Raw genomic sequence first — 25,524 nt, 5'->3', positions numbered from 1 at the left:
AAGAATCGTACATGCCACACCCACCTGCTTTGGCCCTAATCCGCCCTGCGCTTATGCCTTGCCATTATTTGACGATGAATCGGAATCGTTATGGCGGTTGCCAAAGATACCATCGCTATCCCCGCAACAACCACTCCCAAACCGACCAGAGCCGATAGAACAGGCGAGGCGCTTCTAAACGGCGTGCCCGCACTATTGAAGAAAATCGCTAGCGGACCCGCATTTATACTCCCCAGTAAGTAGCCAAGAAGGCATACGCCGGCAACGGGGATTATTGCCTCGGCTGCCGACACCTTGAGGGCAAACGAATCTTTCGCTCCCATGCGGGCGAGGGCGTAGGAGTGATTTAGGTGTTCGAATTCGTGGGACATGGACGAGAGCAGGGTTGCTCCTGCCGCCAGTATGAAGCCGAAGAGGATAGTCAGCAAGGCTCCCACACGCACGTCCATTAGGACCGCTCGGACGAAGCGCTCTTCTTTTGGAATTTCGATTCCAGGAATAGATGCGGGTAGCAGGACAGCAATGGCGGCTATGAACGAAAGTATGCCTACCCCGGAAACCCTTCTCCAGGTGTTCCGTGGGGAAGCGACTATGCGCCACATGGCCACGGAAACTACCGGGTTTTTCGCCGCGGTAAATATGCGAGCCACCAGCCGCAGCAGCAGGGGCATTACAGCTGAAAAACCGGCCACCAGGAGCAAGATGATGGCAATCACTAGTCCCACTCCCACCGAGATTCCCCCCTCGGTGAACCAAACGGGGATCACGTAGGCGGCACCTATCCCTGTCAGCAAGAGCACTACCCGCCACAGGCGAGGGCGCCGTGGCAGAGCTTTTCTGCTTACCCCCAGGGGCGAGACTATGACCCTGCGCAGCCCGAATACCGCCGCCACTCCAGAAAACAATATTATGGCCAGCGCACAGGCTCCGTAGTAGGCGGGGGGCATGAACATTTCCTGCCATGACAATGCGATGCCTTGAAAAGAAAGGTTTTTGAGGGCGGGTAAGGCCAAAAAGGCGGCCAGCAATCCAATTGCTGCCCCCGCGGCGGCTTGGAGCATAGTTTCCAACGCGGCAATGCGCATCACTGCCCAATTTGATACGCCAAGTAGGCGCATTCCAGCCAGCCGGGTCTCGCGCGAGGTGGCCGCAAGCACAGATGCTAAACCGGCCAGATTGACCAGGGGCCCGAGCAGCAGCGAGAGCGCTAGCGCCGAAAGTAACACGTAGGCGGAGGCAGCGGCACTGCCAAGCTGTAGGTCGCCAAAGAATTGGTCGGCATGCTCGCTGCGTTGGTAGAACATGTAGGTGCCGGTGGCCACCAGATACGTTATGGCCGACACGATCGCAAACGACACTATAGTCAGCCCGACAGTAATGCCCTCCCCGCGAAGATTTTCGAGCCTATATTTAGCCAGTTGGAACGTAATAGAAACTAAGTTCGTGGCTCCTTTCCTCCTAGCCATCATTTCGCCCAACTAACTGATCAGAGTGCAGCAATCCGTCCCTAATCTCGATCACCCGATCGCACCAGGAGGCCACGTTTACGTCGTGGGTGACCATAACCAGAGCGCTCCCCATCATCCGCACCAGGGCAGTTAATACTTGCATCACTTCGTGGCCTGTGGGCTGGTCGAGGGCGCCGGTCGGCTCGTCGGCAAAAATAATTGCTGGTCGTGTAACTACTGCGCGGGCAACCGCAACTCTTTGGGCCTGCCCGCCCGACATATCCCCGGGTAGGCGCAACGCAACCTCATCTACCCCAAGTTTGGCAAGCGTATCCATGGCCCTCTCTAGTGCCTCCGGGCGCGAAAGTCCCTGCAGTTGCAACGGCAAAGCCACGTTCTCCCTAGCCGGCAGCTCAGGGAGCAACGCCCCGTCTTGAAAAACAAAGCCAAACGCGGACAACCTAATGGCCGAACGCGCCGAATCGGAAAGACCGGCCAAATCTTCGCCCTCAAAATAGACGCTACCTGAATCGGGAACGAGCACGCCCGAAAGGCAGTGCAACAAAGTGGATTTGCCGGATCCGGAAGGCCCCATTACAGCCACGGCCTGCCCACTTTGGACCTGCAGGGAAACGTCAGCTAGCGCGCGCACCTTTCCGAAGCTTTTTTGCAAATGCTCGGCCGAGAGGATTGTCTGAGTCATAGTTCCATTCTGCCCTGTTCTACCGCAGGAAAAATCGGGCGAGCTTTAGAGTCTAGGTAGGCCTAGCTCTACCTTGCGGCCTAAGTATGCTACCCATGCGGGCTAAACAGGCCTCCCCATTTAGGATAGTGGCGTGAGGTTTTTCGAGAAATGGCAGGACAGGCGCTCCGCAGCGGCCCAGGTGGAGCGGCTCGTGCGTTCCCGCCGCGCAATCGTAGATGCCTATGAGGTCGAAAGACGGCGCATAGAGCGCGACCTACACGACGGCGCCCAACAGTACCTGGTTGCGGCTGCCCTTTCGCTTGGCGAAGCCGAGATGGATCCCTGCTTGGAAAGTAATCCTCAGCTAGCGCAACTCCTTAGCGCTACCCACAAAAATATCGACACCGCCCTCGCGGAATTGCGTGCTACCGTCCGCGGGATCCACCCGCAAGTGTTGGAAGACAAGGGCTTAGTAGCAGCCCTAGAGGACGTAGTGCGCCACAGCGCCAGCGCAGTTACTATCCGCTGCCCCTCGCCTATCCCGCCCCTTCCAGAGGGCGTGTTAGCCTGCGCCTATTTCTTTGCCACGGAGGCAATAACCAACGCCGCTAAACACGCTGCCCGGACCCCCGTAAATGTGCTGATCACAGTGGGCAGGCAGCTGCGTATTTCCGTTCAAGATGACGGCCCTGGAGGCGCACGCGTAATACCCGGCGGCGGCTTAGCTGGTATCCAGGAACGCCTGGCTGCATTTGGAGGCAGGCTAATTGTTTCCTCCCCTGCCGGTGGCCCCACCCAGGTGATAGGGTCCTTACCGCTGTTGCTATTTGCTGGCGAATCGTCAATAACACTGGAGAAATAATGAAACTTGTACTTGCAGACGATTCCGGTCTGCTGCGCGAATCCCTAGCGGGGATGCTCGAGCGGCAAGGCTTCGAAATTGTGGGGCAAACTGACAATGCCCAGACTCTGCCGTTGCTTGTCGATTCGCTTTTTGCCGAGTCAACTCCCCCAGACCTCGTGGTTACCGATGTGCGCATGCCCCCAAATATGGCCGAGGACGGCCTGGAGGCCGCCAAGCAGATTCGCCAGCTGCACCCCGAGGTAGCTATCTTGGTGTGCTCACAGTACGTGGCCCCCGCGTATGCGCGCGCAGTACTAGACCTCACTACCCCCAGTGCAGGAACCGGCTATCTATTAAAAGACTCCGTGGGCCACGTGGCTGATTTCATCACCACCCTTAAGGCGGTGGGCAGGGGGGCCGTGGTGATAGACCCGCAAGTGGCCGGGGCAATGGTGTCTAAATCCGGCATAGATCAACTGACCGAACGCGAAATGGAAGTACTCGCTCTGATGGCTCAGGGCCAGTCCAATTCACAGATCGCCCAGAAGCTGTACGTGTCTGGCGCGGCGGTGGGTAAACACGTGGCTAACATTTTCGCCAAACTGGGGCTAACCCCAGAACAGGAAAACAGGCGAGTGCGCGCCATCCTCACCTACCTGCAAGACCAAGCTCGCAACTAGTTGCAGGTAACCTCGGCCTTACCGGCGGCAAAATCGCATACCAGTTCCGCCCAAGCATCCTTATTTTCCCAGGTCAACACCAATCGAGAATCCTCCTCATAGGAGCGCACCTGGCAGGAACCCCGAAACGCCGGGTGGGATTTGCGCAGCGCCAACAAATCAGTCAGCCTACGCACCAGCGGTTTGCGCAGCAGCTCGCGTACCCGAGAGCTGGAATAGTAGGGACGGTTGATATCGCGCCCCACCCCCGTGCGCTCTAGTAGTTCTAAGTCGCAGGGAGCCGCTAACAACCCCGCGTAATAAACCTGACATATACCGGGAGTGAAAGCCTGCAGGGCACGCGCTAAGAAGTAAGCCTCCTCATTTTTGCCACAGGCGTCAAAGAACGTGCAATTCACCTGGTAAACATCCAAATTCGAGGCATTCCAACCAGTGGCTTTGCGCGAAGCCCCTCCCGAAGCCTCATGTATGCCTTCCACCAGGGCGTCCACTTCGCCCTCGGTGAGCAAACCCGCCTGCCCACTTTGCCCATCTGGGCCCACGTCGACAATGCCGATACCGTCGTGAGTGTCCAAAACCGTGACTGCATTTATTGGCCTTACTCGAAGCCACTTCACTAGGGGGGCGATCTTCCCCGTGTACAGGGAATGCAACACTAGCGGCGGCAGCGCGAAATCGTAGACTGAATCCACCTTCGAAGCCACCTGGATCTGATTCTTGTAGTGCGAGTGGATTTCCACCAGCACGCTCATCCCCAACGCCCGGGCCCGCTGGGTGAGCTCGCCTATGAACTGGTAGGTTTGCGGGGTCATAAAGCACGAAGAGCCCGGCGTTTTCACGGAATAACCAACCGCGTCCAAGCGCACTTGGCTTACCCCGCCAGCGGCCATGGTCTGCAAAACAGAATCCAAATAGCCACTGCCCTCCTCCGAGCGAACATCGATGTCGATCTGCTGCGGGGTAAACGTGGTCCACACAAGGCGGGTTTCTTTTCCAAAAGTGTAGTGGGTGAAGGGAAGGCCAGGCCGAGGGCGGTAGATGGCGGCTAGCTCCTGCTCACTGGCCCCCTGCGGGAATATCGAAGATAAGGTCAAGAACATGCCCGCATACGGCGAACCCGCCCCCTTAGCCATTACATCGCGAAATTGCGGGGACTTGTAGGACAGATGATTGACGATCATGTCGGCCATAACCGTGAAGTGCTGGGAAATGCTGCGCACCTGCTCCCAGCTGCCCAAGCGCGGGTCGACGCTGGTGTGGTCGGCAGGGTCGAAGCCCGCATCCGCCCCGTCGAAAGGGGTGAAGAAAGGCAAAATGTGCACCCCGTCAAAAACCTCGCGCAGGTCTTCCAACAGTTCGCCCAGCTCTGAAAGATTCTGCCCAAAGCGGTTTGCGTAAGTGATCAACTGGGTTGAGTCAGCGTAGTCAGGCTGGCTGAGGGTGAACGATTGATCAGGATCGGGTGGGATCATTGTCGCCTCCAAACATTAGTGTCTACAGGTTAGGGCAAAACGGGCGAGGACGAACCAAAATGGGCTTTCTAATCGAAGAGTCCCCACAAAGTCACTATTGTATAAATATCCCCTACCCCAACTAGGAGCAAGCCGTGAGCGCCCAAGAGGCTAGCCAACGCCCAGAATCCAAGCCGCACCTATCCACCGCACAAATTATGCTGATGAACTTCGGTTTCTTCGGCATCCAATATTCGTTTGGCATGCAGCAAACTGCAGTGAATCCCGTCTACCAATTTCTGGGTGCCGACCCGGCTTCCCTACCAATACTGAATATGGCGGGGCCTATTACCGGCCTGTTCATCCAACCGCTAATCGGGGCAGTTTCCGACCGCACCTGGTCTCCGCGCTGGGGCAGACGCAAACCGTTCTTTTTGCTGGGGGCACTTGGATGCTCGATCTGCTTATTTTTGTTTCCCTTCGTAGCCGCCGTGTGGATGGCCGTCATCTTGCTGTGGCTGCTAGACGCCTCAAACAACACCGCAATGGAACCCTTCCGCGCCTTTATCGCCGACAAGCTACCCGAAAAACAGTTGGCCAAAGGATTCCTCACGCAATCCTTCTTTACCGGCCTCGGCATTACCCTGGCCAATTTGTCGCTGTGGGTCTTCCAACAACTAATCACCTCCTCTACCTCAGCGGGCATCCCCTACTGGGTGGTCGGCTCATTCATGCTCGGCTCCGTCTGCTCCATAGGATCGGTCCTAGTGACAGTCCTATCCACTAAAGAAATCCCTCCCACCAAAGCCGAGGTCGAACGCCTCAAAGCAGAAAAGAAGGGGCTGAAAGGCACACTCACCGAAATCTGGCAGGCCCTAAAGGACATGCCTAAAGGGCTGCGCAAACTCGCCCTGGTCTACCTTTTCCAATGGTTCGCGATGAACGTGTACTGGCAATTCGTTGCCGCCACCGCCGCCGACGCGGTCTGGGGCACCCACGCCCCGTCCTCGAACGCGTTCAAAGAGGCCACCGCCTGGACTGGCGTAATCAACGGCACCTACAACGTGGTTACCTTTTGCTGTGCCTTCGGCCTAGTAAGCCTCGCCCACAAAATCGGCCCCAAAGCCGTCCACTGCGCTTGCCTGCTCGTGGCCGCGGTTGGACTATTTATGTTTCCCGCCATGACCACGAAGGAAATGCTGCTAATACCCATCATCGGCTTGGGGGTGGCCTGGGCTTCCATCATGGGAGTGCCATACATTATGGCCGTACGCATGATCCCGAAAGAACGCTACGGCGTCTACATGGGAATAATAAACATGATGATCGTAGTCCCGCAGCTCCTTCAGACGCTTAGCTTCGGGGCCATCTACAAGCACCTGTTAGGGGCCCAGCCGGCGGCAGCCATGCGTTTTGCAGCAATCCTGCTCGCCGTAGCCGCCCTGGCAATGCTTTGGATCAACGAAAAGAAGGACGGGGCCACCGATCTGACCGCCTAAGCCGCAAAGTGAACTCCTTTGGGCCTACCCCACCCAGGCAGGCATAATGAGTACAAACAACTTCTGAAGGAGTCTCCATGCCCGACCTAGTAGGCCAGGAAATCGACAGAATCACTCCGCAGCTGATCGCACTGCGCCACGAATTGCACCAGATTCCCGAGGTCGGGCTCGACCTTCCAAATACTGCTCGGCGAATCCGAAGCGAAATTGACTCCCTGGGACTCGAGGTTGTAAAAGCCAAGTCTTCAACCGGTTACATGGCAATCCTGCACGGCCAGGCCGGCGACGGCCCTCTAGTCCTACTGCGCGCAGACATGGACGGCCTCCCCATAAAAGAGGCTACGAAACTACCCTGGGCTTCAAAAAATGGAAATATGCACGCCTGCGGGCACGACCTCCACATGGCCGGCCTAGTTGGAGCCATGCGCGCCCTCGCCCATGTGCGCGAGAGGCTTGCCGGAAGCGTAATCTTCATGTTCCAACCCGGCGAAGAGGCCTACCACGGAGCAGACAAGATGATTGCGGAAGGGCTCTTGGAAGCTGCCGGACGCATCCCCGACCACGCCTATGCCTGCCACGTGTGGGCTGGCCGCTACCCGGCCAAGACTATCTTCTCGAGGCCTGCGGGGGCTATGGCCTCGTCCGATAACCTCTACGTGACTATTCGAGGGCGCGGAGGCCACGGCAGTGCTCCCCACGAAACCCACGATCCAATAATGGCGTGCGCACAAATTTTGAGCGAAATTCAGGTAACAGTAGCCCGCGAATTCGACGCCTTCGACCCGGTGGTCGTCACCTGCGGGCAAATCCACGCCGGCTCTACCGAAAACGTAATACCCAACGAGGCAAAAATGGATTTCACCATGCGCTCAGTGGATCCGAAAACCCGAATTCGCCTGCAGGCGCGCATCCAGGAACTAATCCACTCCCTAGCAAAAGCTAACAACGTAGAAGCCAAATGCGTTCTAGATCCGATTACCCCGGTAACATTCAACGACGCCGCCGAGTATCAGTTCGTGGCAAACACCCTAGCAGTGAAATTTAAAGAGCGCTGGCTCCCCCAATCCCACGCCATGGCTGCCTCCGAAGATTTCGCCTACGTACTCGAGAAGATCCCCGGCTGCTTTATCGGAGTCTCGGCAGTCCCGGAGGGAACAGACGAGCACAAGGTGCAGTTCAACCACTCTGCAAAAGCAAACTTTGCGGATTACGCGGTAGCTGACACGGCAAAAATACTGGCAGAACTGGCCTGGGCCCGCCTGCAGCCCTAAGAAAAATTGTGCCCCCGAGACGATTCGAACGTCCGACACCCGCTTTAGGAGAGCGGTGCTCTATCCCCTGAGCTACGAGGGCAACAAGGCAAGGTTACCAGCATGATGGCCGACTAGTTAAATAACTAGTCGGCCATCAGAAAAAATGTAAGCGAGAACTCTACCTGTTCCACTTGGGGACCACAGAATCGCCCTCGTCGTGTTTGCGGGTGGGAACAACCATTACCGGACACTGCGAATGCCCGAGCACCGCCTGGGAAGTGGAACCAAGCAGCAAGCCCGCGAACCCGCCCCGCCCACGGGTACCCACCACAACCAAATCGACGGCGGTAGAAAACTCGGTCAGCAGTGCCGCCGCGTTGCCATCGAGAGCATGGCGGCGGATCTTTATCTTGGAATCGCCCTGCACGCCCTCGACCAATTCTGTAAGACGCTGGCGCGTATCTTCAATAACGGCGTCCCGATCCACAGAGGCCGGGAACCAGCCCATAGTGGACGAGGACGTAGCCAAAGGCACCGCAGAAACGACTGTGAGTTCAGCCCCCCAAGCCTCAGCTTCGGCAACCGCATAGTTTAGTGAAGGGCTTGCGGCAGCAGAGCCGTCGACGCCAACAACAATTCTTTCAGCCGGGGTGAATGCCGGACCCGACTTGTGGCGTGGCACCACAACCACCGGGCAAGCCGCGTGGGCAGGCAAAGCCGAGGACACCGTGCCCAGTAGCCGGTCGGCGAACCCCCCTCCCCCGCGGGTGCCCACCACAACCAGCTGGTATTCGTGCGACAGGTCGATTAGCACGCCGGCGGGATCGCCGGGTTCGAGCAGGGTGTTCACCGTGAGGCCATCACGCTCGGCCACTTGTGCGGCCTCGTCGACAACTGCCTGCGCTGAAGCTTTTATAGTTTCGTCGTCCAAGGCCGCATAGCCGCCATCTAAGGAAGCGGCGGTAAAAGATGGGAGTGCATACGCACAAACAATAGTTAGCTCACTACCAGTACGATTGGCGCGTGCAGCCGCCCATTCGACAGCCTGCAAGCTCTCCTTTGAACCATCGACACCAACCAGTATTGCGTTGCCAGACATAAGAACCTCCCAAAAGGTAACATCTAACTCCTATTGTGCCCTATTCGCGGCCCGAAGGGGATAAAAACGCGTACGCCACTTCTCACATTAAAAGTGCCCTTTTGCACGAATACCCACTTGTGTACATAAAAAGAACGCGCCCCGAGCAATAAGGGCGCGTTCTAAAAAGTCTAAGTACTACTTTGCGGTGCGGTAGTAGTGGAAGGAGGTGTACACGTCACCAACAGTGACGCCAGTTGAAGGGGTGGCAGCATGGATCATGCGACCGTTGCCAAGGTAGATGCCAACGTGACCCGGAGTCCACATCAGATCGCCCGGCTGTGCTTCGGCAGCAGAAACCTCGGATCCGGCGAGGGCGGCAGCCTGGCCCTCGGACTGGTGCGGCAGCGAAATCCCGACCTGGCCGAACACTACCTGGGTGAAACCAGAGCAGTCGAAGGCATCCGGACCTGCAGCGCCGTAAACGTAGGGCATACCCAGGTAGCGCATCGCAATATCGATGATGGCGTTTCCGGTTGCCTGGTCGTGGCCGAGCTGTTGCACAGAGGAGGCGGAGCCCCCCTCGGACGTGGCAGCTGCTGCCTGTGCGCGAGCCTGCTGGCGAGGGGCGGGGGCAACCTCGGAAGTGACCTTCTGGGTAGCGGCACCGTTCTGCCAAGTAGCAGCCTTAGAAACTACCTGCTGCTTGTTGGTGTCGGCATTGTGCTTGAGGGTCTTGGCCATGTGGGCCACATCCACGCCCTTGGTAGTGGGCGCCTGATGCCCAACGGTTCCTGCTAGGGCCGGAACTACAACCACACCTGACAGAGCGATGGAGGTACCTACAACCGCGCCTGCGCGACGGCGGACGGTAGGCGAGGCAAGAGAGTTGCCCAGTTCGGTCAGTGGCGTGGAGGGGCGGCACGCTGCGCGATGCCGGCCGGCGGACTGCTTAGCCAAGATTGCTCCTGTTTGTTTCCCCGCCTAGGCGGCACTCGCAACTGTTGCTCATTGGTTTCCGTCCTGGCGGGGCGAGTAACGGGGACCCGCCAAAACGCGATCTGAAGATCTAACGAAAAAAGCATAACCGGAAGATAACGGTTTGTCACGTTTTTATTACAGAAACGCGGGACAGATCACGCTCAGATTACTTTTTGACCACGAACAGGTGCGCCAGTAAGGAGGCGTCAAAGGAGACATTTCCCCTGGAAGCAGCGGTTTTGAGGACAGCTTCATTACCCTTGAGCAAAATTGTTACCTTCGCTCCAACCTGTATGGAAATCTGTTGCAACTTTGTTAAGACGTTCTCTTCAGCCTGCAGCGGCTCCCCAAATCGCGTGATCTGGAACTCGTTGCCGTCTAGCTCGACCTCGCTAGCGGCTACCTCGGCTGGGCGTTCTTCAGGCTTGTGGCCAGGTATTGGGTTTCCGTAGGGGTCGCAGGCGGGATCGCCCAACACGTCCGCAAGGCGTTCCTCGACCTTTTTAGAGAGGACGTGTTCCCACCTGCAGGCTTCCTCGTGAGCTTCCGCCCAGGGAAGTTTTAGGGGCCCCACGAGTAGGCATTCAACAAGTCTGTGCTTTCTTATTACCTCAGTAGCGCGCTTGCGGCCCTCTTTAGAAAGTTGAATGATGCGATCGTCGCCAACAAAAACCAGCTTGTCGCGTTCCATTCGTGCCACCGTCTGGGAAACGGTCGGCCCTGATTGGCCCAGCCTTTCAACGATTCGCGCGCGTAGGGGTGGGATTCCGTCCTCTTCCATCTCGTAGATAGTCTTTAGATACATTTCGGTGGTATCGATCAGATTGCCCACGTGCCCCTCCTAATATAAAAGCTGCCATTAATTCTAACCAGTACGGCAGCTCTGAGCGCTCCATATCTGCCGGTGTCCATAGCCGAGCTCACCCTCCTTGGATCCGCCCTTTGGCACCCGCCCCCACCTATTCGTCGTCAGCGCGTTCCCGGGGCCCATAGGAAGAGACAAAGGGGCGCTTCTTTTGTAAATGCACCTCGACCTGCCACCTGTGCCATGCCCAAGCCCCCATGACCACAGCTACTGCCACGGCGGCAAGAGAACCTATCCCAATAGACCAGCGCGGCCCCCAGACCTGGGCTACCCACCCCACGATTGGCGCCCCAATGGGGGTAGCACCCATGTTCACCGTCTGGTAGATGGAAATAACGCGCCCTCGCATGGAGGGGTGGGTGTACATCTGAATCGCAGCGTTCGCCGTAGTGAGCATAGTGAGGGTGGCAAGACCTGTGGGGATTAGCAGTAGCGCAAACGACCAGTATCCTGGGGCGAGGGCGGCGGCCCCGGAAGCCACCCCAAAGGCTAGGGCTGCAACCACCACAGTGCGTACTCGCGGGTAGCGCCGACGCGCCGCCAACAGTGCTCCAGTTAGCGTCCCCACAGCCATCGCAGAGGTGAGCAGTCCGTACGCCTCGGGCCCCCGATGGAACTGGACGCGGGCCATTATTGCCGTGGTCATCTGGAAGTTCAGCCCGAATGCAGAGACCACTCCCGCAATGGCCATGATTACCACGATGTCGCTGCGTCGCTTGATATAGCGAAAACCTTTGGATGAACATTCCTTTGCGCTCGGGCTTCTTAGCGGAGGTGGCTACATATGTCTCGCGAATCATGAACATGACCGCCACGGGCCCCGCAAAAGTCAAAGCATTTAATAGGAACACCCACCCCGGCCCTACTGCTGCCACCGCAATACCTGCTACGGCCGGGCCTACTAGGCGCGCCATATTAAAGGAAGTGGAGTTGAGCCCCACCGCATTGGGGAGCTTGTTGGGCGGCACTAATGAGGAGATGTAGACCAACCGCACCGGGGTGTCCACTGCCGCCACGCACCCCGAAAGAAACGCAAAGACGTACAGGTGCCAGAGTTCGGCAAGCCCTGAAAGCAGTAGCAGTGACATCGCGAGGGCGAGCACCCCCATGGCCGACTGGGTCACAATTAGCAGTTTGCGCCGATCTAGCCGGTCCGCTAGCACGCCCGCGGCTGCACCGAACAGCAGGGTCGGCAAGAATTGGAGGGCGGTGGTTACTCCTACCGCAAAACCGGAATTGTCGGTTAGTTCGGTGAGCACCACCCAGTCCTGGGCTACCCGCTGCATCCAAGTGCCGACGTTAGCGAACAGCGAGGCAACGAACCACAGGCGGTAGCTCCTGTAGTGCAGCGACGCAAAAGTTCTTCCCATACATTCATCCTTGCGCATTTTGCGCCGCGGCGCAGGCATAAAAAAGGAAGAGCAAGATTGGCTTGCTCTTCCTTTTTTATTTGCTAACTCTATTTAGGCAAACAGCGCCTTAATCGGGCCTAGCACAAAGTAGCAGACAAACAGAATTGCCACTAAGGCCATCAGGGGGTGGATCTGGCGGACCTTGCCCCTGGCCAGCTTGATTACCGTCCACACGATAACCCCCGCCCCGATGCCTACCGTTATCGAATAGGCGAAGGGCATCATAGCCACGGTCAAGAATGCCGGAATGGCGATTTCGGGGTCCTTCCAGTCGATGTCGAGCACCTGCTGCATCATTAGGAATCCTACGAACACAAGCGCGGTAGAAGCTGCCTCCGAGGGCACTACTTCAACCAGCGGCGAGAAGAATACCGAGGCCAGGAAGAAGCAACCCGTAAACACCGTTGCCAAGCCGGTGCGTGCGCCCTCGCCAACACCTGCCGACGATTCCACATAAGACGTATTCGAAGAGGTGCCTGCCAGACCGCCAATGGCAGCTGCCAGCGAGTCAACTAGCAAGATGCGGTCAGAATGCGGCGGTACACCGTTCTCGTCGAGTAGATCGCCTTCGGCACCAATCGCCACCATAGTCCCCATGGTGTCGAAGAAGTCGGCAAGCAGAAGCGAAAAGATGATCAAGACGGCCGCTATGGGGCCGAGCTTGTTGAACGCTCCGAAGAAATCGATCTGCCCCAAAGTGGCAAAATCGGGCAGTCGTATCGGCGAACCGGTAAGATTCGGGGCGTTCAGCCCCCACCCGGTGGGGTGGGCAACCTTGCCAGTCGCGTCGTGCATAGCGGGCACGTGGGCGATGGCCTGGACAATCACAGATAGTGTCGTGGCTCCCACGATGCCAATCAAGATCGCCCCGCGCACCTTCTTCACGTACAGCACCACGATCAAGAGCAGGCCGACCACGAAGATGAAGGCGGGCCACCCGGCTAGCGAACCGTCGATGCCCAGCTGGACGGGAGTGCCGCCGGGGCGAATGACCCCCGCGTTTAATAGGCCTACAAACGCGATGAACAGACCAATACCTACCGAGATCGCTGTTTTGAGCTCCGCCGGGACTGCCCGGAACACCGCCTCGCGCAGTCCAGTTAGTACGAGCACGGTAATTGCCGCACCTTCCCAGAAGATTAGGCCCATGGCCTCGGCGTAGGAAAGACCCATCGCACCACAAAGCGTAAATGCCACCATGGCGTTCAGCCCCATGCCGGCAGCGAGGGCGAGCGGATAGTTCGCGACGACTCCCATTAGGATCGACATGAGGCCCGCGATCAGCGCTGTCCCTGCAGCGATTGCAGTGGGCGGAATGGACGAGTCTACGCCTCCGAGCAGATTCGCGTTGACCACCAGAATGTAGGCCATCGCGAAGAAGGTCACCAGCCCGCCCCGGAATTCCCGGCCTACTGTTGAACCGCGCTCAGTAATGTGAAAGAACTTATCGAGCCCGCTGCCTTTGGCAGGGGCAGTAGTGTTTGTTGCCACGTCTTTTCCAATTCAATGGGGGAATAATCCGTGCCAATCGTTTCAAAATTTCGTCTGGGGAGGAAAACTGTTTCCTCACACTTATCTGTACTAGAGCGAATAAACGGCGAAAAATAGCGGTTTTCGCGAAAATGTTCTTCGTGCCACGTTAGCGGGCACTGACCTCCAGGTCGTCCTCGCTCAGAGCTGCTTCGTTTTGCGGCACTGTGGTAGGACGGACGGCCTCGTCGGTTTCCGAATGTGCCCCACACACGTGGTCGAGACTTACCACCGCCCCATCTTGCGGTGACCATTCGTTGGCACAAACCCCGAATAGGGTGCGCATAGACCCGTGCAACTTCACCAGAAAACCACAGGTAGAACACTGTTCGCCGCCTCTTTTGCGAGGGCGGGCAGGGCCATGTTCGCGGGAGCGGTACCACCGGCGGGCCGCCTGCGCGCGCCCCTCTTCAGAAAGCACGCGCTCCCGCCCTAGCCCTACTTCGTCAATTTGGAGGGCGTCGCGGTTGGCTGGATCGACCTGGCTGTAGCCCGGTTCGAGCCGCTCGTCTTGTTCCTTGTACGGCAGCGTGTCGCCCTCGCGCAGGTCGCCTGGCTTGAGCCGCTCTTTCCAAGGCACCCATTTGGGCGCCAGCAACGCATCGGGGCCGGGAATTAGGGCCACCTCGCAAATAGTCGCTTTGCGTCCCCGAGGTACACGCGCCACCGTGGACACCCAATGCCATCCGCGGTAACCCGGCTTGAGGCATTCGAAGGAATGCGTACCAAGGCGAACATCGTCGAGGACGAAACCTAAGTGCTTGCCAATCTCGTCTTCTTTTGCGATAGACAAAAGTGACTGCCTTGCCACCTCGACGGCTGCCGCCAAAACCTTGTCTGTTTCAGGCATCGAAATCATCCGCAACTGCGCGCAGGACCGAAGCGATCTTCTTGCCGTTGGCCGGGTAGCGCCCCTTGCGGAGGGAGGCCGAAGAGTAGTCCAACAGTTTAATTAGGTCTTCTACAACCGGCACCATGACTGCCGGTTTGCGGCGCGCCTGCTTCGCTAAGGAGGGCATGGGCGCTTCAACGGTGAGGCCGAACGCCTGCGGGCCTTTGCGCCCGTCAGCCACCGAGTATTCCACCCGGGTACCCGCTTTCAGGTGCGTGGTACCAGCGGGAAGAGCAGACGCATGCAAAAATACTTCTGCCCCGTCGTCGCCCGCGATAAAGCCAAACCCGCGGTCGCCGTCAAACCACTTCACTTTGCCAGCTGGCACTTTTACTCCTTAAGTACTCCAATACGTCACCTAATGATAGCTGAGCTAAGTCGCCGGACGTTATTTCGTTGCTCACTATAGTGCGTTTTTCGCATCCCGCGAATCTCGTTGCAGCTAGGCAGGCAAAAGCCGCTAATACTTGCGATAATGCACCCATGACGCGTTTTTCTTTTGTTCGTAAGGCAGGAGCAGTTCTAGCTGCAACCGCGGCGGTAGTTTTCGCCCTCCCCGCACCTGCCCTAGCCGAGGACCCCTATTCGATAGAGGACATGATTTCGGATCGTGCCCAAGTGATGGATTCGGGTCAGCTAGCCAAGGCTCGCGAGGCTGCCAAACAGACCCGATCTTCTAAGGCCGGCAATTTCAATGCCGTTTATGTGAACGATTTTTCTGGGCAATCCACCAACGCCTGGTGCGAACAGACTTTGCGCAAATCTTCTCTGTTGGGGCGCAACGTGTTGCTAGTAGTTGCGGTTCGCACCCACGACTACGGTTTTTGCTATGGCGACCAGGTACGCCTTTCCGATTCACAAAAGGAGCAGATCGACCAGGCTGCCGTATCCGCACTCTCTCGTGAGGATTGGGCTGGCGCCTCGGTCGCTGCGGCCGAACAGATGACTAAGCTCACCCCGGGGAACAGTTCCGGCCACAGCTCGGGCGGGGGAAGCGGTATCGGACGCCTCGGAGTGGGGCCCGTACTGCTAATAGGCTTGCTCGTAGTTGGTTTCTTTGTGTGGCGCAATCGCAAGTCCTCCGGAAAGCCTGCTAATGCCCCCACCGCTTCCGGCCCATCTGACCAGCAAATCGACCAGACGGTTTCTAAAGCTGGGTCAGCTGCTCTAGAGGCCGACAACGCGGTTCGCGCTGCCGAAGAGGACGTGCAGTTCGCCAAAGCCCAGTTCGGCACTACCCGCACCGATTCTTTCCAGGCCGCCTATCAGAGCGCTTCAAAGGAACGCGATCAGGCATTGGGATTGCTCAAGCAGATGAATTCGGCCTCGGATTCTTCCCAACGCTATTCCCTGGCCAACCAAGTGCTTGAACATGCCCAAACTGCTCTGCAAATCATTCAGGCGAAACGTCAGGAGTTTTCCGACCTATCTAACGACCAGGCCCAGGCCGACAAGGGGCTGGCCGATGCCCAGACTAGGATTGACGAATCGCGCGACAGCCTGCCCGCTGCCCGCGAGGAATTGAAAAACCTACACCTGTCGTTCCCGGGGGTGAATCTGTCCTCGATTGAAGACAACGCGGACCAGGCGGAAGCCCTGTTGGATTCTGCAGCCCAAACTGTTGCCGACGGCAAGCAGGCATTCGCCGCCGACGATCGCGCTCAGGCCGTCGAGCGCCTACACCTGGCTCGGCGCGCTATTACGCAGGCAAACGGGCTACTTTCCGGAATCACGAATGCCCGGCAAAATCTGGCCGAATCAAACCAGTCCCTACTGCGCGCTATTGGCTCTATCAGCTCCGACCTAGACGACGTAGCTCGCGAGAACAAGAAACGCGGTCAGTCACTATTCGAACCGCTAGTGGCCGAAGCCAAGGAGGCTATCGCCTTCGCCCAATCAGCTCGGGCGGGCAAAGCCGACCCGCTGGCGGCCGCCGAACGCATCCGCACTGCCGAGGACGCCCTCGACAATGTGCTGGACCCAATTCGCGAGCAAAACGAACGCGACTCGCGCAAAGCTGGCATCTACAACGATCGCAAGCAGAGCGCCCAAGCGCACATTTCCGAGGCCGAATCGCTAATCTCGCCCTACCGCGGCGTGGTGGATGTGGAGGTGCGTTCACTAGTCTCCCAGGCCAAGAACAAGCTGGAAAACGCCAGGCAACTCGAAGATTCGGACATTTCCACCGCGGTAGCCCTAGTTACCGAGGCCGACAAGGACGCGCTGCAGGCCATCAACGAGCTACGCGACGGGGGCGGCGGGCAGATGCGGGAGGCCTACCGGGCTCCAGGTATCGACTTTGGTTCATTCTTGCTAGGTGGACTGCTTTCGGGCGGGCATCACTCCAATTGGGGCTCTTCTGATTGGGACTCCTCCGACTGGGGGTCGGGGGGCACTTTCGGCGGCTCCTTCGGGGGCGGTTCCTTCGGCGGCGGGGGTGGCTTCGGCGGTTCCTTCGGCGGCGGCAAATTCTAGTTTTCAGATTTTCAACCTTTAGAAAGGCTAAAAATGGCAGAAAAACAATCAATCCTGGGTCGCATCACCCAACTTGCAAAGGCAAATATCAACGCCCTCCTAGATAGGGCCGAAGATCCAGAAAAGATGTTAGATCAGCTCATCCGCGACTACACGAACTCGATCGCAGACGCCCAGAATGCGGTGGCTCAAACCGTGGGCAACCTGCGCCTGGCCGAGCGCGACCGCGAAGAAGATAAGAATGCGGTGGCCGAGTGGGGACGCAAAGCCGAAGCGGCCTCTTCCAAAGCCGACGAGCTGCGCGCCGGCGGGGACAGTGCCCAGGCCGACAAGTTCGACAATCTGGCCAAGATGGCTCTAACCAAGCAGCTGCAGTTCGAAGAGCAGATCAAGACTGCCGATCCTATGATCGCTTCGCAAACCGAGGTAGTCGAAAAGCTCAAGGCTGGCCTGAATGACATGAAGGTCAAGCTCGACCAGTTGAAATCTAGGCGCGACCAGCTTGTGGCAAGGCAGAAGACCGCGCAGGCCCAGAACAAGGTGCACGACGCCATGAGTTCCATCAACGTCATGGACCCCACTTCTGAGCTGAGCCGCTGGGAAGAAAATATTCGCCGCCAAGAAGCCCAGGCTGCGGGCAAGATTGAGCTGCAGCAAGATTCCTTCGAATCGCAGTTCGAGGAACTCGAAAAGATGGGTCAGCAAAGCGAGGTCGAAGCTCGCCTGGCCGCTTTGAAGAACAAAAAATCCGAGTAGTTCTAGCCTTAAATAAAGTTGCGCTCCCCTGGCCTGGGGAGCGCAACTTTTTATTTTAGTCTTCCTTCCGGCGGGCTAAAATAATGCCACCTCCTGTAAGTAACAGGCCCGCTACGCTTACCAGAGCTGCAGCCCCGGCGCCTGTACCAGCTAGGGCGCGACCCTTTTTGAGCGCGGCTTTATTGCCTTTGCCCGAGCCTTGCCCGTTGGGCTTTTGGCCCTGGCTAGCGTTCTGTCCGCTGTCTTTGCCCGGGGCGGGCTTTGCACCCGGTTCGCTACCCGGTTTCGTTCCAGGCTCACTACAGGGAGCGGTACCCGGTTCAGTTTCGGCTTCCATACACGGCTCTACTTGGGCGGTGTTTGGATCTTCGAGCTCGGGGGTCAGATCTTCTACCACTACATTGTCAATAGTCATATCCGATTGCCAACCACCTGCCAGCTTTTCAATCCCAAACCAGTAGGCGCCCTCGCCCACTTCAATCACCTTCGAGAAATGGGCGGTGCCGTGGGTGGGGGCAAATTGGTTCTCGACTATGCGCTCAGTCTTCCCAGTCCGGTCAATGCCGGCCACAAACTTGTAAGTGTGTGGCAGAGCCACCTGGTAGTCGAAACTCACCTTATACTTGTGTCCCTTTTGGAACGGAACCGTAGCCGTAGTAGTACGCAGCACCAAGCCGGGATTTTCCTCGTGTGCCATAAGCGACCACTTGCCCTCGAGCACGTTGTCTATGAGCTTAGCCCCCTTCACTACCTGGCCGGCGGAATTGCGCCCCCACCAACCCCGCTGGGAGTATGGTTCGTGGCGTTCGGCAAGCTGAGTGCGAGCATCCCCGCCCTTGTTAGCTTCACCGGTGACAAAGGGCCAATAGCCCACGTCTGGGTGCTCAAAGTCCTCGGCAACAATCGCGTTCTTCACTGACTTTGACGGAACGTAACTGGTAAGCCGCAAATCGTCTATGCTCACCCTGGCGTTACCCGCTGCTGCTCCAATCTTGAAATTCACTTTGCCCCCACTGGTGGTGAAGGTGACGCGAGCACGTTGGAAGTAGGTTCCCAATTTCTCGTCCGAGGCCGTAGCGTTAATTGCCGTTGTGGAGGTCAGCACAGTGGTGGGAATTCCCCCTATCGCGCGTTGCGTGCCCGCTGGTTTTACGCCCTCGCCACACACTTGCAAGTTCACCTGGCGTACGGCGCGCGGATCTATTTCTATCCACGCCGAGGCATTGTAGGTGCCCGCAGGCAAGTTTCCTCCCCTAAAGGTGGTGGCAATCGAAGAGTTGCCCTTGCCTAGCTCAGCCTGGAAATTGCCCCTGTCTGTGCGCACCACGCGCGCCTTGCCCTTGACCCTGTACGCATCCAAGTTTCCCGAGAAGAAGCTGGGGTCCGAGATCCCGCTGCCCTCGCCCCAGTTAGGATCTACCGTCCGGTCGCTGGTGTCTAGTACGTAGGCAGTTTTGGCAGCGGCCTTCAAAGTAACCCGGCCGTTCGAGACCGGTACGGTACCGAGTGCTTCGCGACCAATATCTGTAAGCCTGTATACCTTCAGTGAGCTCACCCCAGCCCATTTTCCGGTCAGTTCCCACGTGGTGGTGCCGCCCTGAGCGTTGTAATGGTATAGCCTGTCGTGGCCGCCATCGGACCACGGCAACAGATACGCGCCATCTTTGTACACCGTCTTGCCCTCGTAGGTTATGTGGCGATCGGTAGGAATGGTCCGCCCATCTATTTTGCTCTTGGGGGAGGTGGCTACGGTGCCATTTTCAAACGTTATTTTTCCTTTTTCCCAACTGCGAATGGGACTGCTCTGCAAAAACTTGGTTGGCAAGTTGCGTTCCCACACGTTAGTAATGAACGGGCCGTAATCCACGTGGCCAGTCCAACCTTCGAACTCGACCACGTTGGTATTACCCAAGATCGGATCTGGGTTGAAGGTGTCGCGCCGAGAGTTCTCGACAAAGCGGAACACCTTCGAGGAGATGCCCTTGTTGTTGCTGCCACCGTATTTTTCGTCATTTGCCCAGTGCGACCACAAAGAGACCTCGGGCAGGGAGTATGACCATTCAGACCCTACTTTCCAACCCTGCTTTTGCAGCTCTGCACCCAGGCGGTTCGGCTCCCAACCGAAGTCACGGTAGACGTCCAAGTAAACCCAGTCCAAATTCTGGGGAACTTCCTTGCGCAGCTGCGCAAAACGATTCAACACCTTACCGGTGCCCAAGTCCTTTGCCGAATCGATCGTGTAGGCCTGGTTCATCCACCCCCAGGCAGCTTGGGGTGGCCAGTTCAGCAGTTCCTCACTAAAGTTATGCGCTTCTGAATAGGATTCTGTGACGTTTACGTGCACGCCTAGGTTAGCGTTGAAGTTGGCGGCTGATTTTGCCAAAGTCTTCAAATCCTCAAGCCCGCCTGCCCGCTCGTTGTAGTGACCGGCGTAGTCGGGGTGGGCGCTGTCGTGCCCCTCTGCCTGGTAGCCCTTGAGCAGAATCTGCTGCCCTAACCCGTCGGTTGCGAGCGAAATGCGCTTCGTGTCGTCAAGAGTCCTCAAGAACGGGTGCGTGGCTTGCGAAACAATGTTGAAGGGGATCCGGGTGATCACCTTGTTTGGCACTTCTTGGGAACCGTTTGGCCCCTTGCGCAGCGAGCGCAGGGCAGTGGCCCCATCTTGCCAGTCCACTTTGCCATCTTTGTTGGCGTCGGCTACTGGTTTTATGCCAATCCAGGGGTCAGCATCGTTGCCAATGGCGTCGGTGGCAGCTGCTCCCCTCCAAGTGAAGGTGCCCGGATAGATGGTTGCGGTGGAAGCGGCACGCGTTTCCCAGCGTCCATCCGTGCGCAGATCCTTTTCCGGGTAATTCGCACTGCCGTCGTCTACTGCATTCGATTCCATCCCGAAGGAAAGCCCACCGGTTGTGGGGACGGCGAGCCAAGAACGGTACGAGGACTTTTTCAGTTCTTTAGCTGTAGTGAACAGGTCCCCGCTGTTTTCGCGGTCTACGCTGAGGCGGGTAAGCGCTAGTTTCCCTTCAGGGGCTACTTTTACCAGCCCGAGGGCGGGAATGCGCACCCGGTGTACCTTGTGCTGCGGATCTACCAAATTCGTGAGGGTGAGTTTCCAGGTACCCTCGCTAACCGTTGCCACAGCATCCATGGTTACCGAGAGATCGGGCAGAGACACCTTCCAAACAGCTTTCGCGGGGCCAGTTTCGGCGAGTTTGAATTCGGCCTTCTGCGGCTGCTCATCCACCTGCAAAGAAGAAATTTTTTCAGCCGACCCAGCTACTTCCCGCCCGTCTTTTTGCCACTTCAACACGGCAGGATAAGCGCGGGCCATCTGCACCTTCAGCGTCCCATCCGAAAGTTGCAGGGATGTTTCTTCGCCCTCGGCAGGCCTGCCGGGCTCACCCTTTGGAGCCGGCTCCTGCTTCTTAGCTGAGGGCGCGGGTTTTTTGGCGGGCGCTTCGGCCTTCTGCGCTCCGTCAGCCTGCTCGGGCTGATCTTTTGCGGGGGCAGCGGGATGGTCTTCGCCCTCCTTGGCAATCCTCGCTTGCGAGTTGTCTTGATCAGTGGGCGTGGGAGCGGGGTCTGCTACTGCCAGGGAAACCCCACTAAAGAGTAGTGCTCCCGAAGCCAGAACTGCACCGCCCGCACGCGCGAGCACGCCAGAGTTTTTCGGCGTTATTGACATCGTTGTCCCTTCGACGGTTTTTCAGGAACAACAATATTGCCCCCAGCGAGGACTCACAGTAGTTTGGCGACAAAAAACATTTTGTGCAGCCTCCATGATTTTTTTCCTAGGAATATTGGCTGGTCAGCTAGTAGCCTAAAGAACATGAGTAATAAATTAACTTACGTAGTTATAGATGGGGAAAATATTGACGCCACTTTAGGCATGTCTGTCCTCGGCCACCGCCCCGAGTCTGAGGAACGCCCCCGGTGGGATCGCATTCTCGAATATGCCCACGAACATTGGGAAGGCGAGGTCCACGGCCTATTCTTCCTGAACGCTTCTTCCGGACACCTCCCCATGGCCTTCGTACAAGCGCTAGTTGCGATGGGTTATACGCCCGTACCACTTTCGTCCACCAATCCCGAGGACAAGGTGGTCGATATCGGTATTCAGCGCACCCTTGACGCGATCTTGGATCAGGGCGAGGGCGACGTGATTTTGGGAACCCACGACATAGATTTTCTTCCCCAGGTGCAGGATTTGCTCAGCGACGAACGGCGTGTGGGAATCATGTGCTTCCGCGAATTCTTGTCGATTGCTTTCAACGACTTTGTGGAGCAGGGCATCGAGATCATAGACATGGAATACGACATGCACGCCTTCCAGGTTCCGCTACCCAGGTTGCACATTATTCCGCTCGAGGAATTCGACCCAACCGAAATTCTTTAGTGCCTGGCAAAGAAGCTGTTTAGTTCCGCTTCTTTCTTTGCACTATCCCAACCGCACACGTCAGCGACCACTTCTGCGATTGCTGGGGCGGCCTCCTTGCCGTCATCTTGATGGCGCCGCCCTAGCATAAGGCGTCGCTCAATTACGTCGGTGAGGGTGAGCGCGCCCTCGGCTTGCAGGGCCCAAAAGATTTCCACTTTGAGCCGCTCTTGTGCGCCCGGAATAGTTTGCCCCATCTGCGGATCAGTACGAATTTTGGCGAGCAGCATTTCGGCCTCGTCGCCATACCTGTTGAGCAGCGAAGCCACGTGTACCGAATCTATGCCACTGTTGGCAGCCACGGAATAGCGGGTATTCCACAGCTTTGTGTAGCCGGCTGCCCCAACCAACGGCAGCTTCGCTGTGCGGGAGGGCTGCCATTTGCCCAAATGCGCCAGGATCTGGTCTACAGTTCGCTCGGCTGTAAGGCGGTACAAGGTCATGGCCCCACCAAAAATGGCGGTAATCCCCGAGCCCACATCTAAAATGTGCGGCCACCGCATAGGTTCACCCTGCGGATGGTCCCGGTCGGCAATCAGATGGCGTACCCCGGCCCAGGCTGCAACCACCTGGTCCCGCCTTAGCGGCACCGCCAGATGTTCGTTTACTTGTTCCAACAGGGCAGCTATTTCCTGTTCGCTAACCGGCGGCTTTGCCTTATCCCCTGCAAAGGCGCGGTAGTCCGTGCCTATGATCCAGTGGGTGCGCCTGGGAACCAGGCTGAGCAGGTGACCGCCGGAGGATAGACAAACGCCCGTGGAACCGCGAATGGCCTGGCGCGGCACAGCAATGTTGATGCCCTTTTCCAGGTGGACCTTGTCGGCAAGGTCCGGTGACATTTGCAGGCTCGACGAGGCCACCCAAGGCCCGGTAGCCAGTACGGTGTGGCGGGCCCTAATTCTAAACTGCCGGTCGGGTTGCAGCTGGTCTACTACCTGCGCCCCGTTTACTTTCTGAGAGGCATCGCGCAGGATTTTGGTGGCTTGCAGGTGTGAAGCTACTACTGCCCCGTATTGCCGGGCCGTGCGCAAGACGGCAATAACTAGGCGGGTATCTGTTACTACCGCATCAAAAAAGCGCAGCGCCCCAGCCGAGGGGCTTTTCGCAAACGAGGGAAAGGCACGCACAGCTTCTTTTACTCCGCATGCTCGCGGGGGCGGCACTGCCCCACGCACCCCGGCTCTGATAATCATGTCGTGTAAGAATGCTATGCCGAGCTGCCGGATGCGCCCCTTCAGTCCCTTTTCTATGGGCCAGATGAAGGGCATTAGTTTCACCAGGTGGGGAGCGGTTTTTTGCAAAAGAATTCCGCGTTCGTTGGCAACTTTCGCTATCTGCCGCAGCTGATTATTTTCGAGCCAAGATATGCCCCCGTGGATGATCCCTTTGGTTCTGGAGGACGTTCCCTCGCCCCAGTCCTGAGCTTCCACAAGGCACACCTGCAGGCCCCGGCTAGCAGCTTCAAGGGCAATTCCAGCCCCATTTATGCCTCCCCCAATTACGAGGACGTCGAAGATCTTGCCCGCACTCATTTGCGCTATGGCTTGTTCCCTGCTGTGGGCGTTGAGCTGCGAATCTACCACCTGTCCCCCTTTTCGGCTCAGCTAAAATCTACCACTAAAAAAAGGTGGCTCCGCTAACGCGGAGCCACCTTTGCCTCTTAGTTAGCTCTGTCGTTTGACTAGTGGGAAGGTGATGGTCTCGCGGATACCAAGGCCGGTAATAGCCATGAGCAAGCGATCAATCCCCATGCCCATACCACCAGCCGGGGGCATGCCCAACTCGATAGCCTGCAAGAACTCCTCATCAACTTCCATAGCCTCAGGATCACCATTAGCCGCATCCAAAGACTGCTTCTCGAAACGCTCACGCTGAACCACCGGGTCGTTCAGCTCCGAATACCCAGTAGCCAACTCAAACCCGCGCACGTACAAATCCCACTTCTCTACAACACCCTTACGAGACCGATGCTGCTTGACCAGCGGAGAAGTATCCTCAGGGAAATTCTTCACGAAAGTCGGCTCATACAAATCATCGCCAACCTCTTCTTCCCACAACATCTCAGCCAACTTGCCCGGCACGTAGTAGTCCTCGACAACAATCCCGCGCTCTTCAGCCAGCTCAACCAGCCGCTCACGCGGAGTCTCGGGAGTGATCTGCTCGCCAATCTTCTCAGAAAGAGTCGAATACAAATCCATCTCCTTCCAATCCCCACCCAAGTCATACTCAGTACCATCAGCCAAAGTAACCAGCGTAGACCCAGTAGCAGCCACAGCCGCGTTCTGAATCAATTCCTTGGTCAACTGGGCAATAGTGTCGTAGTTGCCGTAAGCCGCGTAGGCCTCAAGCATGGTGAATTCAGGCGAGTGCGAAGAATCAGCGCCCTCATTACGGAAATTCCTGTTAATTTCGAAGTTGCGCTCAATGCCACCAATCAGGCACCGCTTCAAGAACAGCTCAGGCGCAATACGCAAGTACAGATCCGTGTCATAAGCATTCATGTGAGTGGTAAACGGACGAGCCGCCGCCCCACCGTGCAGGTTCTGCAAAATCGGAGTCTCCATCTCGATAAAGCCCTGCTCATCAAAGTAATCACGCAAAGACTTCACCACGCGAGCACGAAGACGCACCATCTCACGCGCCCGCGGCCGCATAATCATATCCAGCTCACGCCTACGCACCCTCTGCTCCTCAGACAGCACCGACGCCCCATCCTTGCCCTCAAACGTCTTCGGCAAAGGCAAAATGGACTTACACGTAAGCATCCATGCCGGAGGAACAACCCCGGTACGCTCATCAGGAGTGCTCCCCGGAGTGGCCATAACCGACAGCTCGCCAGTACGCGAAGAAATAACCCGACCATACACAAACAAGTGATCGCCCAAGTCAACGTCGGCCTTGTAACTCTTCAATGAATCAGCACCGATCTCGCGAGCCGACAACATAGCCTGCAACCTGTTGCCCTCACCATCCATCAACGTAACAAAACACAACTTGCCAGTATTACGCGAAAGCATCACCCGCCCAGCAACACCAACAAAATCATCAGTCTCATCCCCCGCACCAAGATCACCATACTTAGCGCGAACCTCACTAATAGAAGCCGTAACCGGCACCAACACAGGATACGGATTACGCCCCTCCGCAAGCAGCCGCTCACGCTTAGCCGCACGAACACGCACCTGCTCAGGTTGATCTACATTGACGTCTACTGCTTCATTCGATTCTTTTTGTGCCACG

General features: G+C 57.3%; 20 protein-coding genes, 1 tRNA gene and 1 pseudogene. 7 read left to right on the top strand and 15 right to left on the bottom strand.

The features are described 5' to 3' along the window. Positions 1-35: 35 nt before the first annotated feature. Together G437_RS0107190 and G437_RS0107185 are read right to left on the bottom strand one after the other, a co-directional pair. On the bottom strand, positions 36-1,466 hold the full coding sequence (locus G437_RS0107190; RefSeq protein ID WP_024331892.1) for an FtsX-like permease family protein: 1,431 nt from the start codon (positions 1,464-1,466) through the stop codon (positions 36-38). Beyond that, complete coding sequence (locus G437_RS0107185; RefSeq protein WP_024331891.1) at positions 1,459-2,151, bottom strand: ABC transporter ATP-binding protein; 693 nt, start codon at positions 2,149-2,151, stop codon at positions 1,459-1,461. Before G437_RS0107185 ends, G437_RS0107190 begins: the two co-directional genes overlap by 8 nt. A 133-nt stretch (positions 2,152-2,284) precedes the next feature. On the opposite strand from G437_RS0107185, the gene G437_RS0107180 reads away from it, so the two are divergent. Together G437_RS0107180 and G437_RS0107175 are read left to right on the top strand one after the other, a co-directional pair. Continuing rightward, positions 2,285-2,995, top strand: coding sequence for a sensor histidine kinase (locus G437_RS0107180; RefSeq protein ID WP_024331890.1), 711 nt, complete (start codon positions 2,285-2,287; stop codon positions 2,993-2,995). Further along, the gene (locus G437_RS0107175) at positions 2,995-3,657 is read left to right on the top strand and encodes a response regulator transcription factor (RefSeq protein ID WP_024331889.1); all 663 of its coding nucleotides are present in this window, start codon (positions 2,995-2,997) and stop codon (positions 3,655-3,657) included. Before G437_RS0107180 ends, G437_RS0107175 begins: the two co-directional genes overlap by 1 nt. On the opposite strand, the gene gtfA is transcribed toward G437_RS0107175, so the two are convergent. Beyond that, a complete protein-coding gene (gene gtfA, locus G437_RS0107170) occupies positions 3,654-5,129 on the bottom strand; it encodes a sucrose phosphorylase (RefSeq protein WP_024331888.1) in 1,476 nt (491 codons plus the stop codon). The genes G437_RS0107175 and gtfA overlap by 4 nt on opposite strands. Before the next feature lie 134 nt (positions 5,130-5,263). On the opposite strand from gtfA, the gene G437_RS0107165 reads away from it, so the two are divergent. Both G437_RS0107165 and G437_RS0107160 read left to right on the top strand, forming a co-directional pair. Then, positions 5,264-6,607 (top strand): MFS transporter, encoded by a 1,344-nt coding sequence (locus G437_RS0107165; protein WP_024331887.1) that lies wholly within the window; start codon positions 5,264-5,266, stop codon positions 6,605-6,607. 77 nt (positions 6,608-6,684) lie between these two features. Next, a complete protein-coding gene (locus G437_RS0107160) occupies positions 6,685-7,878 on the top strand; it encodes a M20 metallopeptidase family protein (protein ID WP_024331886.1) in 1,194 nt (397 codons plus the stop codon). 9 nt (positions 7,879-7,887) lie between these two features. Here the strand turns inward: G437_RS0107160 and G437_RS0107155 are convergent. The 9 genes and pseudogenes from G437_RS0107155 to G437_RS0107120 form a co-directional block, all read right to left on the bottom strand. Then, positions 7,888-7,960, bottom strand: a tRNA-Arg gene (locus G437_RS0107155). 78 nt (positions 7,961-8,038) lie between these two features. Further along, positions 8,039-8,959: a universal stress protein gene (locus tag G437_RS0107150; RefSeq protein ID WP_024331885.1), complete on the bottom strand. Its 921-nt coding sequence runs from the start codon at positions 8,957-8,959 to the stop codon at positions 8,039-8,041. 177 nt (positions 8,960-9,136) lie between these two features. Next, positions 9,137-9,898 carry a C40 family peptidase gene (locus G437_RS10960; protein WP_024331884.1) on the bottom strand — a complete coding sequence of 254 codons (762 nt, stop codon included), beginning with the start codon at positions 9,896-9,898 and terminating at the stop codon, positions 9,137-9,139. A gap of 187 nt (positions 9,899-10,085) precedes the next feature. Continuing rightward, positions 10,086-10,751 carry a metal-dependent transcriptional regulator gene (locus G437_RS0107140; protein ID WP_024331883.1) on the bottom strand — a complete coding sequence of 222 codons (666 nt, stop codon included), beginning with the start codon at positions 10,749-10,751 and terminating at the stop codon, positions 10,086-10,088. A gap of 127 nt (positions 10,752-10,878) precedes the next feature. Continuing rightward, positions 10,879-11,475: an MFS transporter gene (locus G437_RS11625; protein WP_269844037.1), complete on the bottom strand. Its 597-nt coding sequence runs from the start codon at positions 11,473-11,475 to the stop codon at positions 10,879-10,881. 82 nt (positions 11,476-11,557) lie between these two features. Continuing rightward, positions 11,558-12,154 (bottom strand): annotated as a pseudogene (locus G437_RS11620) (MFS transporter); the annotation flags it as partial. A 93-nt stretch (positions 12,155-12,247) separates the two neighbouring features. After that, positions 12,248-13,687, bottom strand: coding sequence for an NCS2 family permease (locus G437_RS0107130; RefSeq protein WP_024331882.1), 1,440 nt, complete (start codon positions 13,685-13,687; stop codon positions 12,248-12,250). Between the two features lie 148 nt (positions 13,688-13,835). Then, positions 13,836-14,576 (bottom strand): DUF3027 domain-containing protein, encoded by a 741-nt coding sequence (locus G437_RS0107125; RefSeq protein WP_024331881.1) that lies wholly within the window; start codon positions 14,574-14,576, stop codon positions 13,836-13,838. Continuing rightward, entirely contained in the window at positions 14,569-14,946 is a 378-nt protein-coding gene (locus G437_RS0107120) for a cold-shock protein (RefSeq protein WP_024331880.1), read from the bottom strand. The genes G437_RS0107125 and G437_RS0107120 overlap by 8 nt, the downstream gene beginning before the upstream one ends. A gap of 155 nt (positions 14,947-15,101) precedes the next feature. Here G437_RS0107120 and G437_RS0107115 point away from each other — a divergent pair, with 155 nt between their 5' ends. Beyond that, complete coding sequence (locus G437_RS0107115; protein WP_024331879.1) at positions 15,102-17,093, top strand: TPM domain-containing protein; 1,992 nt, start codon at positions 15,102-15,104, stop codon at positions 17,091-17,093. 33 nt (positions 17,094-17,126) lie between these two features. Further along, positions 17,127-17,849 carry a PspA/IM30 family protein gene (locus G437_RS0107110; RefSeq protein ID WP_024331878.1) on the top strand — a complete coding sequence of 241 codons (723 nt, stop codon included), beginning with the start codon at positions 17,127-17,129 and terminating at the stop codon, positions 17,847-17,849. 55 nt (positions 17,850-17,904) lie between these two features. On the opposite strand, the gene G437_RS0107105 is transcribed toward G437_RS0107110, so the two are convergent. Beyond that, positions 17,905-21,534 carry an endo-alpha-N-acetylgalactosaminidase family protein gene (locus tag G437_RS0107105; protein ID WP_024331877.1) on the bottom strand — a complete coding sequence of 1,210 codons (3,630 nt, stop codon included), beginning with the start codon at positions 21,532-21,534 and terminating at the stop codon, positions 17,905-17,907. Positions 21,535-21,678: 144 nt separating this feature from the next. Between G437_RS0107105 and G437_RS0107100 the strand changes: the two genes are divergently transcribed. Next, a complete protein-coding gene (locus G437_RS0107100; RefSeq protein ID WP_024331876.1) occupies positions 21,679-22,245 on the top strand; it encodes an NYN domain-containing protein in 567 nt (188 codons plus the stop codon). Here G437_RS0107100 and G437_RS0107095 read toward each other — a convergent pair. Continuing rightward, positions 22,242-23,867 carry a glycerol-3-phosphate dehydrogenase/oxidase gene (locus tag G437_RS0107095; protein ID WP_024331875.1) on the bottom strand — a complete coding sequence of 542 codons (1,626 nt, stop codon included), beginning with the start codon at positions 23,865-23,867 and terminating at the stop codon, positions 22,242-22,244. The genes G437_RS0107100 and G437_RS0107095 overlap by 4 nt on opposite strands. A gap of 81 nt (positions 23,868-23,948) precedes the next feature. Beyond that, positions 23,949-25,523, bottom strand: a complete 1,575-nt coding sequence (locus tag G437_RS0107090; RefSeq protein ID WP_024331874.1) for a lysine--tRNA ligase — start codon at positions 25,521-25,523, stop codon at positions 23,949-23,951. Position 25,524 lies beyond the last annotated feature (1 nt).

The sequence above is a fragment of the Winkia neuii subsp. neuii DSM 8576 genome, assembly GCF_000420405.1.
GTDB classification, from domain to species: Bacteria; Actinomycetota; Actinomycetes; order Actinomycetales; family Actinomycetaceae; genus Winkia; species Winkia neuii.
This window is presented reverse-complemented; position numbering and strand designations above follow the sequence as displayed.

Bases quoted from the DNA above. Each gene is read 5' to 3' on its own strand.
- G437_RS0107190 (WP_024331892.1), bottom strand. From the start codon at position 1,466: ATGGCTAGGAGGAAAGGAGCCACGAACTTAGTTTCTATTACGTTCCAA.
- G437_RS0107185 (WP_024331891.1), bottom strand. From the start codon at position 2,151: ATGACTCAGACAATCCTCTCGGCCGAGCATTTGCAAAAAAGCTTCGGA.
- G437_RS0107175 (WP_024331889.1), top strand. From the start codon at position 2,995: ATGAAACTTGTACTTGCAGACGATTCCGGTCTGCTGCGCGAATCCCTA.
- gtfA (WP_024331888.1), bottom strand. From the start codon at position 5,129: ATGATCCCACCCGATCCTGATCAATCGTTCACCCTCAGCCAGCCTGAC.
- G437_RS0107160 (WP_024331886.1), top strand. From the start codon at position 6,685: ATGCCCGACCTAGTAGGCCAGGAAATCGACAGAATCACTCCGCAGCTG.
- G437_RS0107150 (WP_024331885.1), bottom strand. From the start codon at position 8,959: ATGTCTGGCAACGCAATACTGGTTGGTGTCGATGGTTCAAAGGAGAGC.
- G437_RS11625 (WP_269844037.1), bottom strand. From the start codon at position 11,475: ATGGCCATTGCGGGAGTGGTCTCTGCATTCGGGCTGAACTTCCAGATG.
- G437_RS0107125 (WP_024331881.1), bottom strand. From the start codon at position 14,576: ATGCCTGAAACAGACAAGGTTTTGGCGGCAGCCGTCGAGGTGGCAAGG.
- G437_RS0107115 (WP_024331879.1), top strand. From the start codon at position 15,102: ATGACGCGTTTTTCTTTTGTTCGTAAGGCAGGAGCAGTTCTAGCTGCA.
- G437_RS0107110 (WP_024331878.1), top strand. From the start codon at position 17,127: ATGGCAGAAAAACAATCAATCCTGGGTCGCATCACCCAACTTGCAAAG.
- G437_RS0107105 (WP_024331877.1), bottom strand. From the start codon at position 21,534: ATGTCAATAACGCCGAAAAACTCTGGCGTGCTCGCGCGTGCGGGCGGT.
- G437_RS0107100 (WP_024331876.1), top strand. From the start codon at position 21,679: ATGAGTAATAAATTAACTTACGTAGTTATAGATGGGGAAAATATTGAC.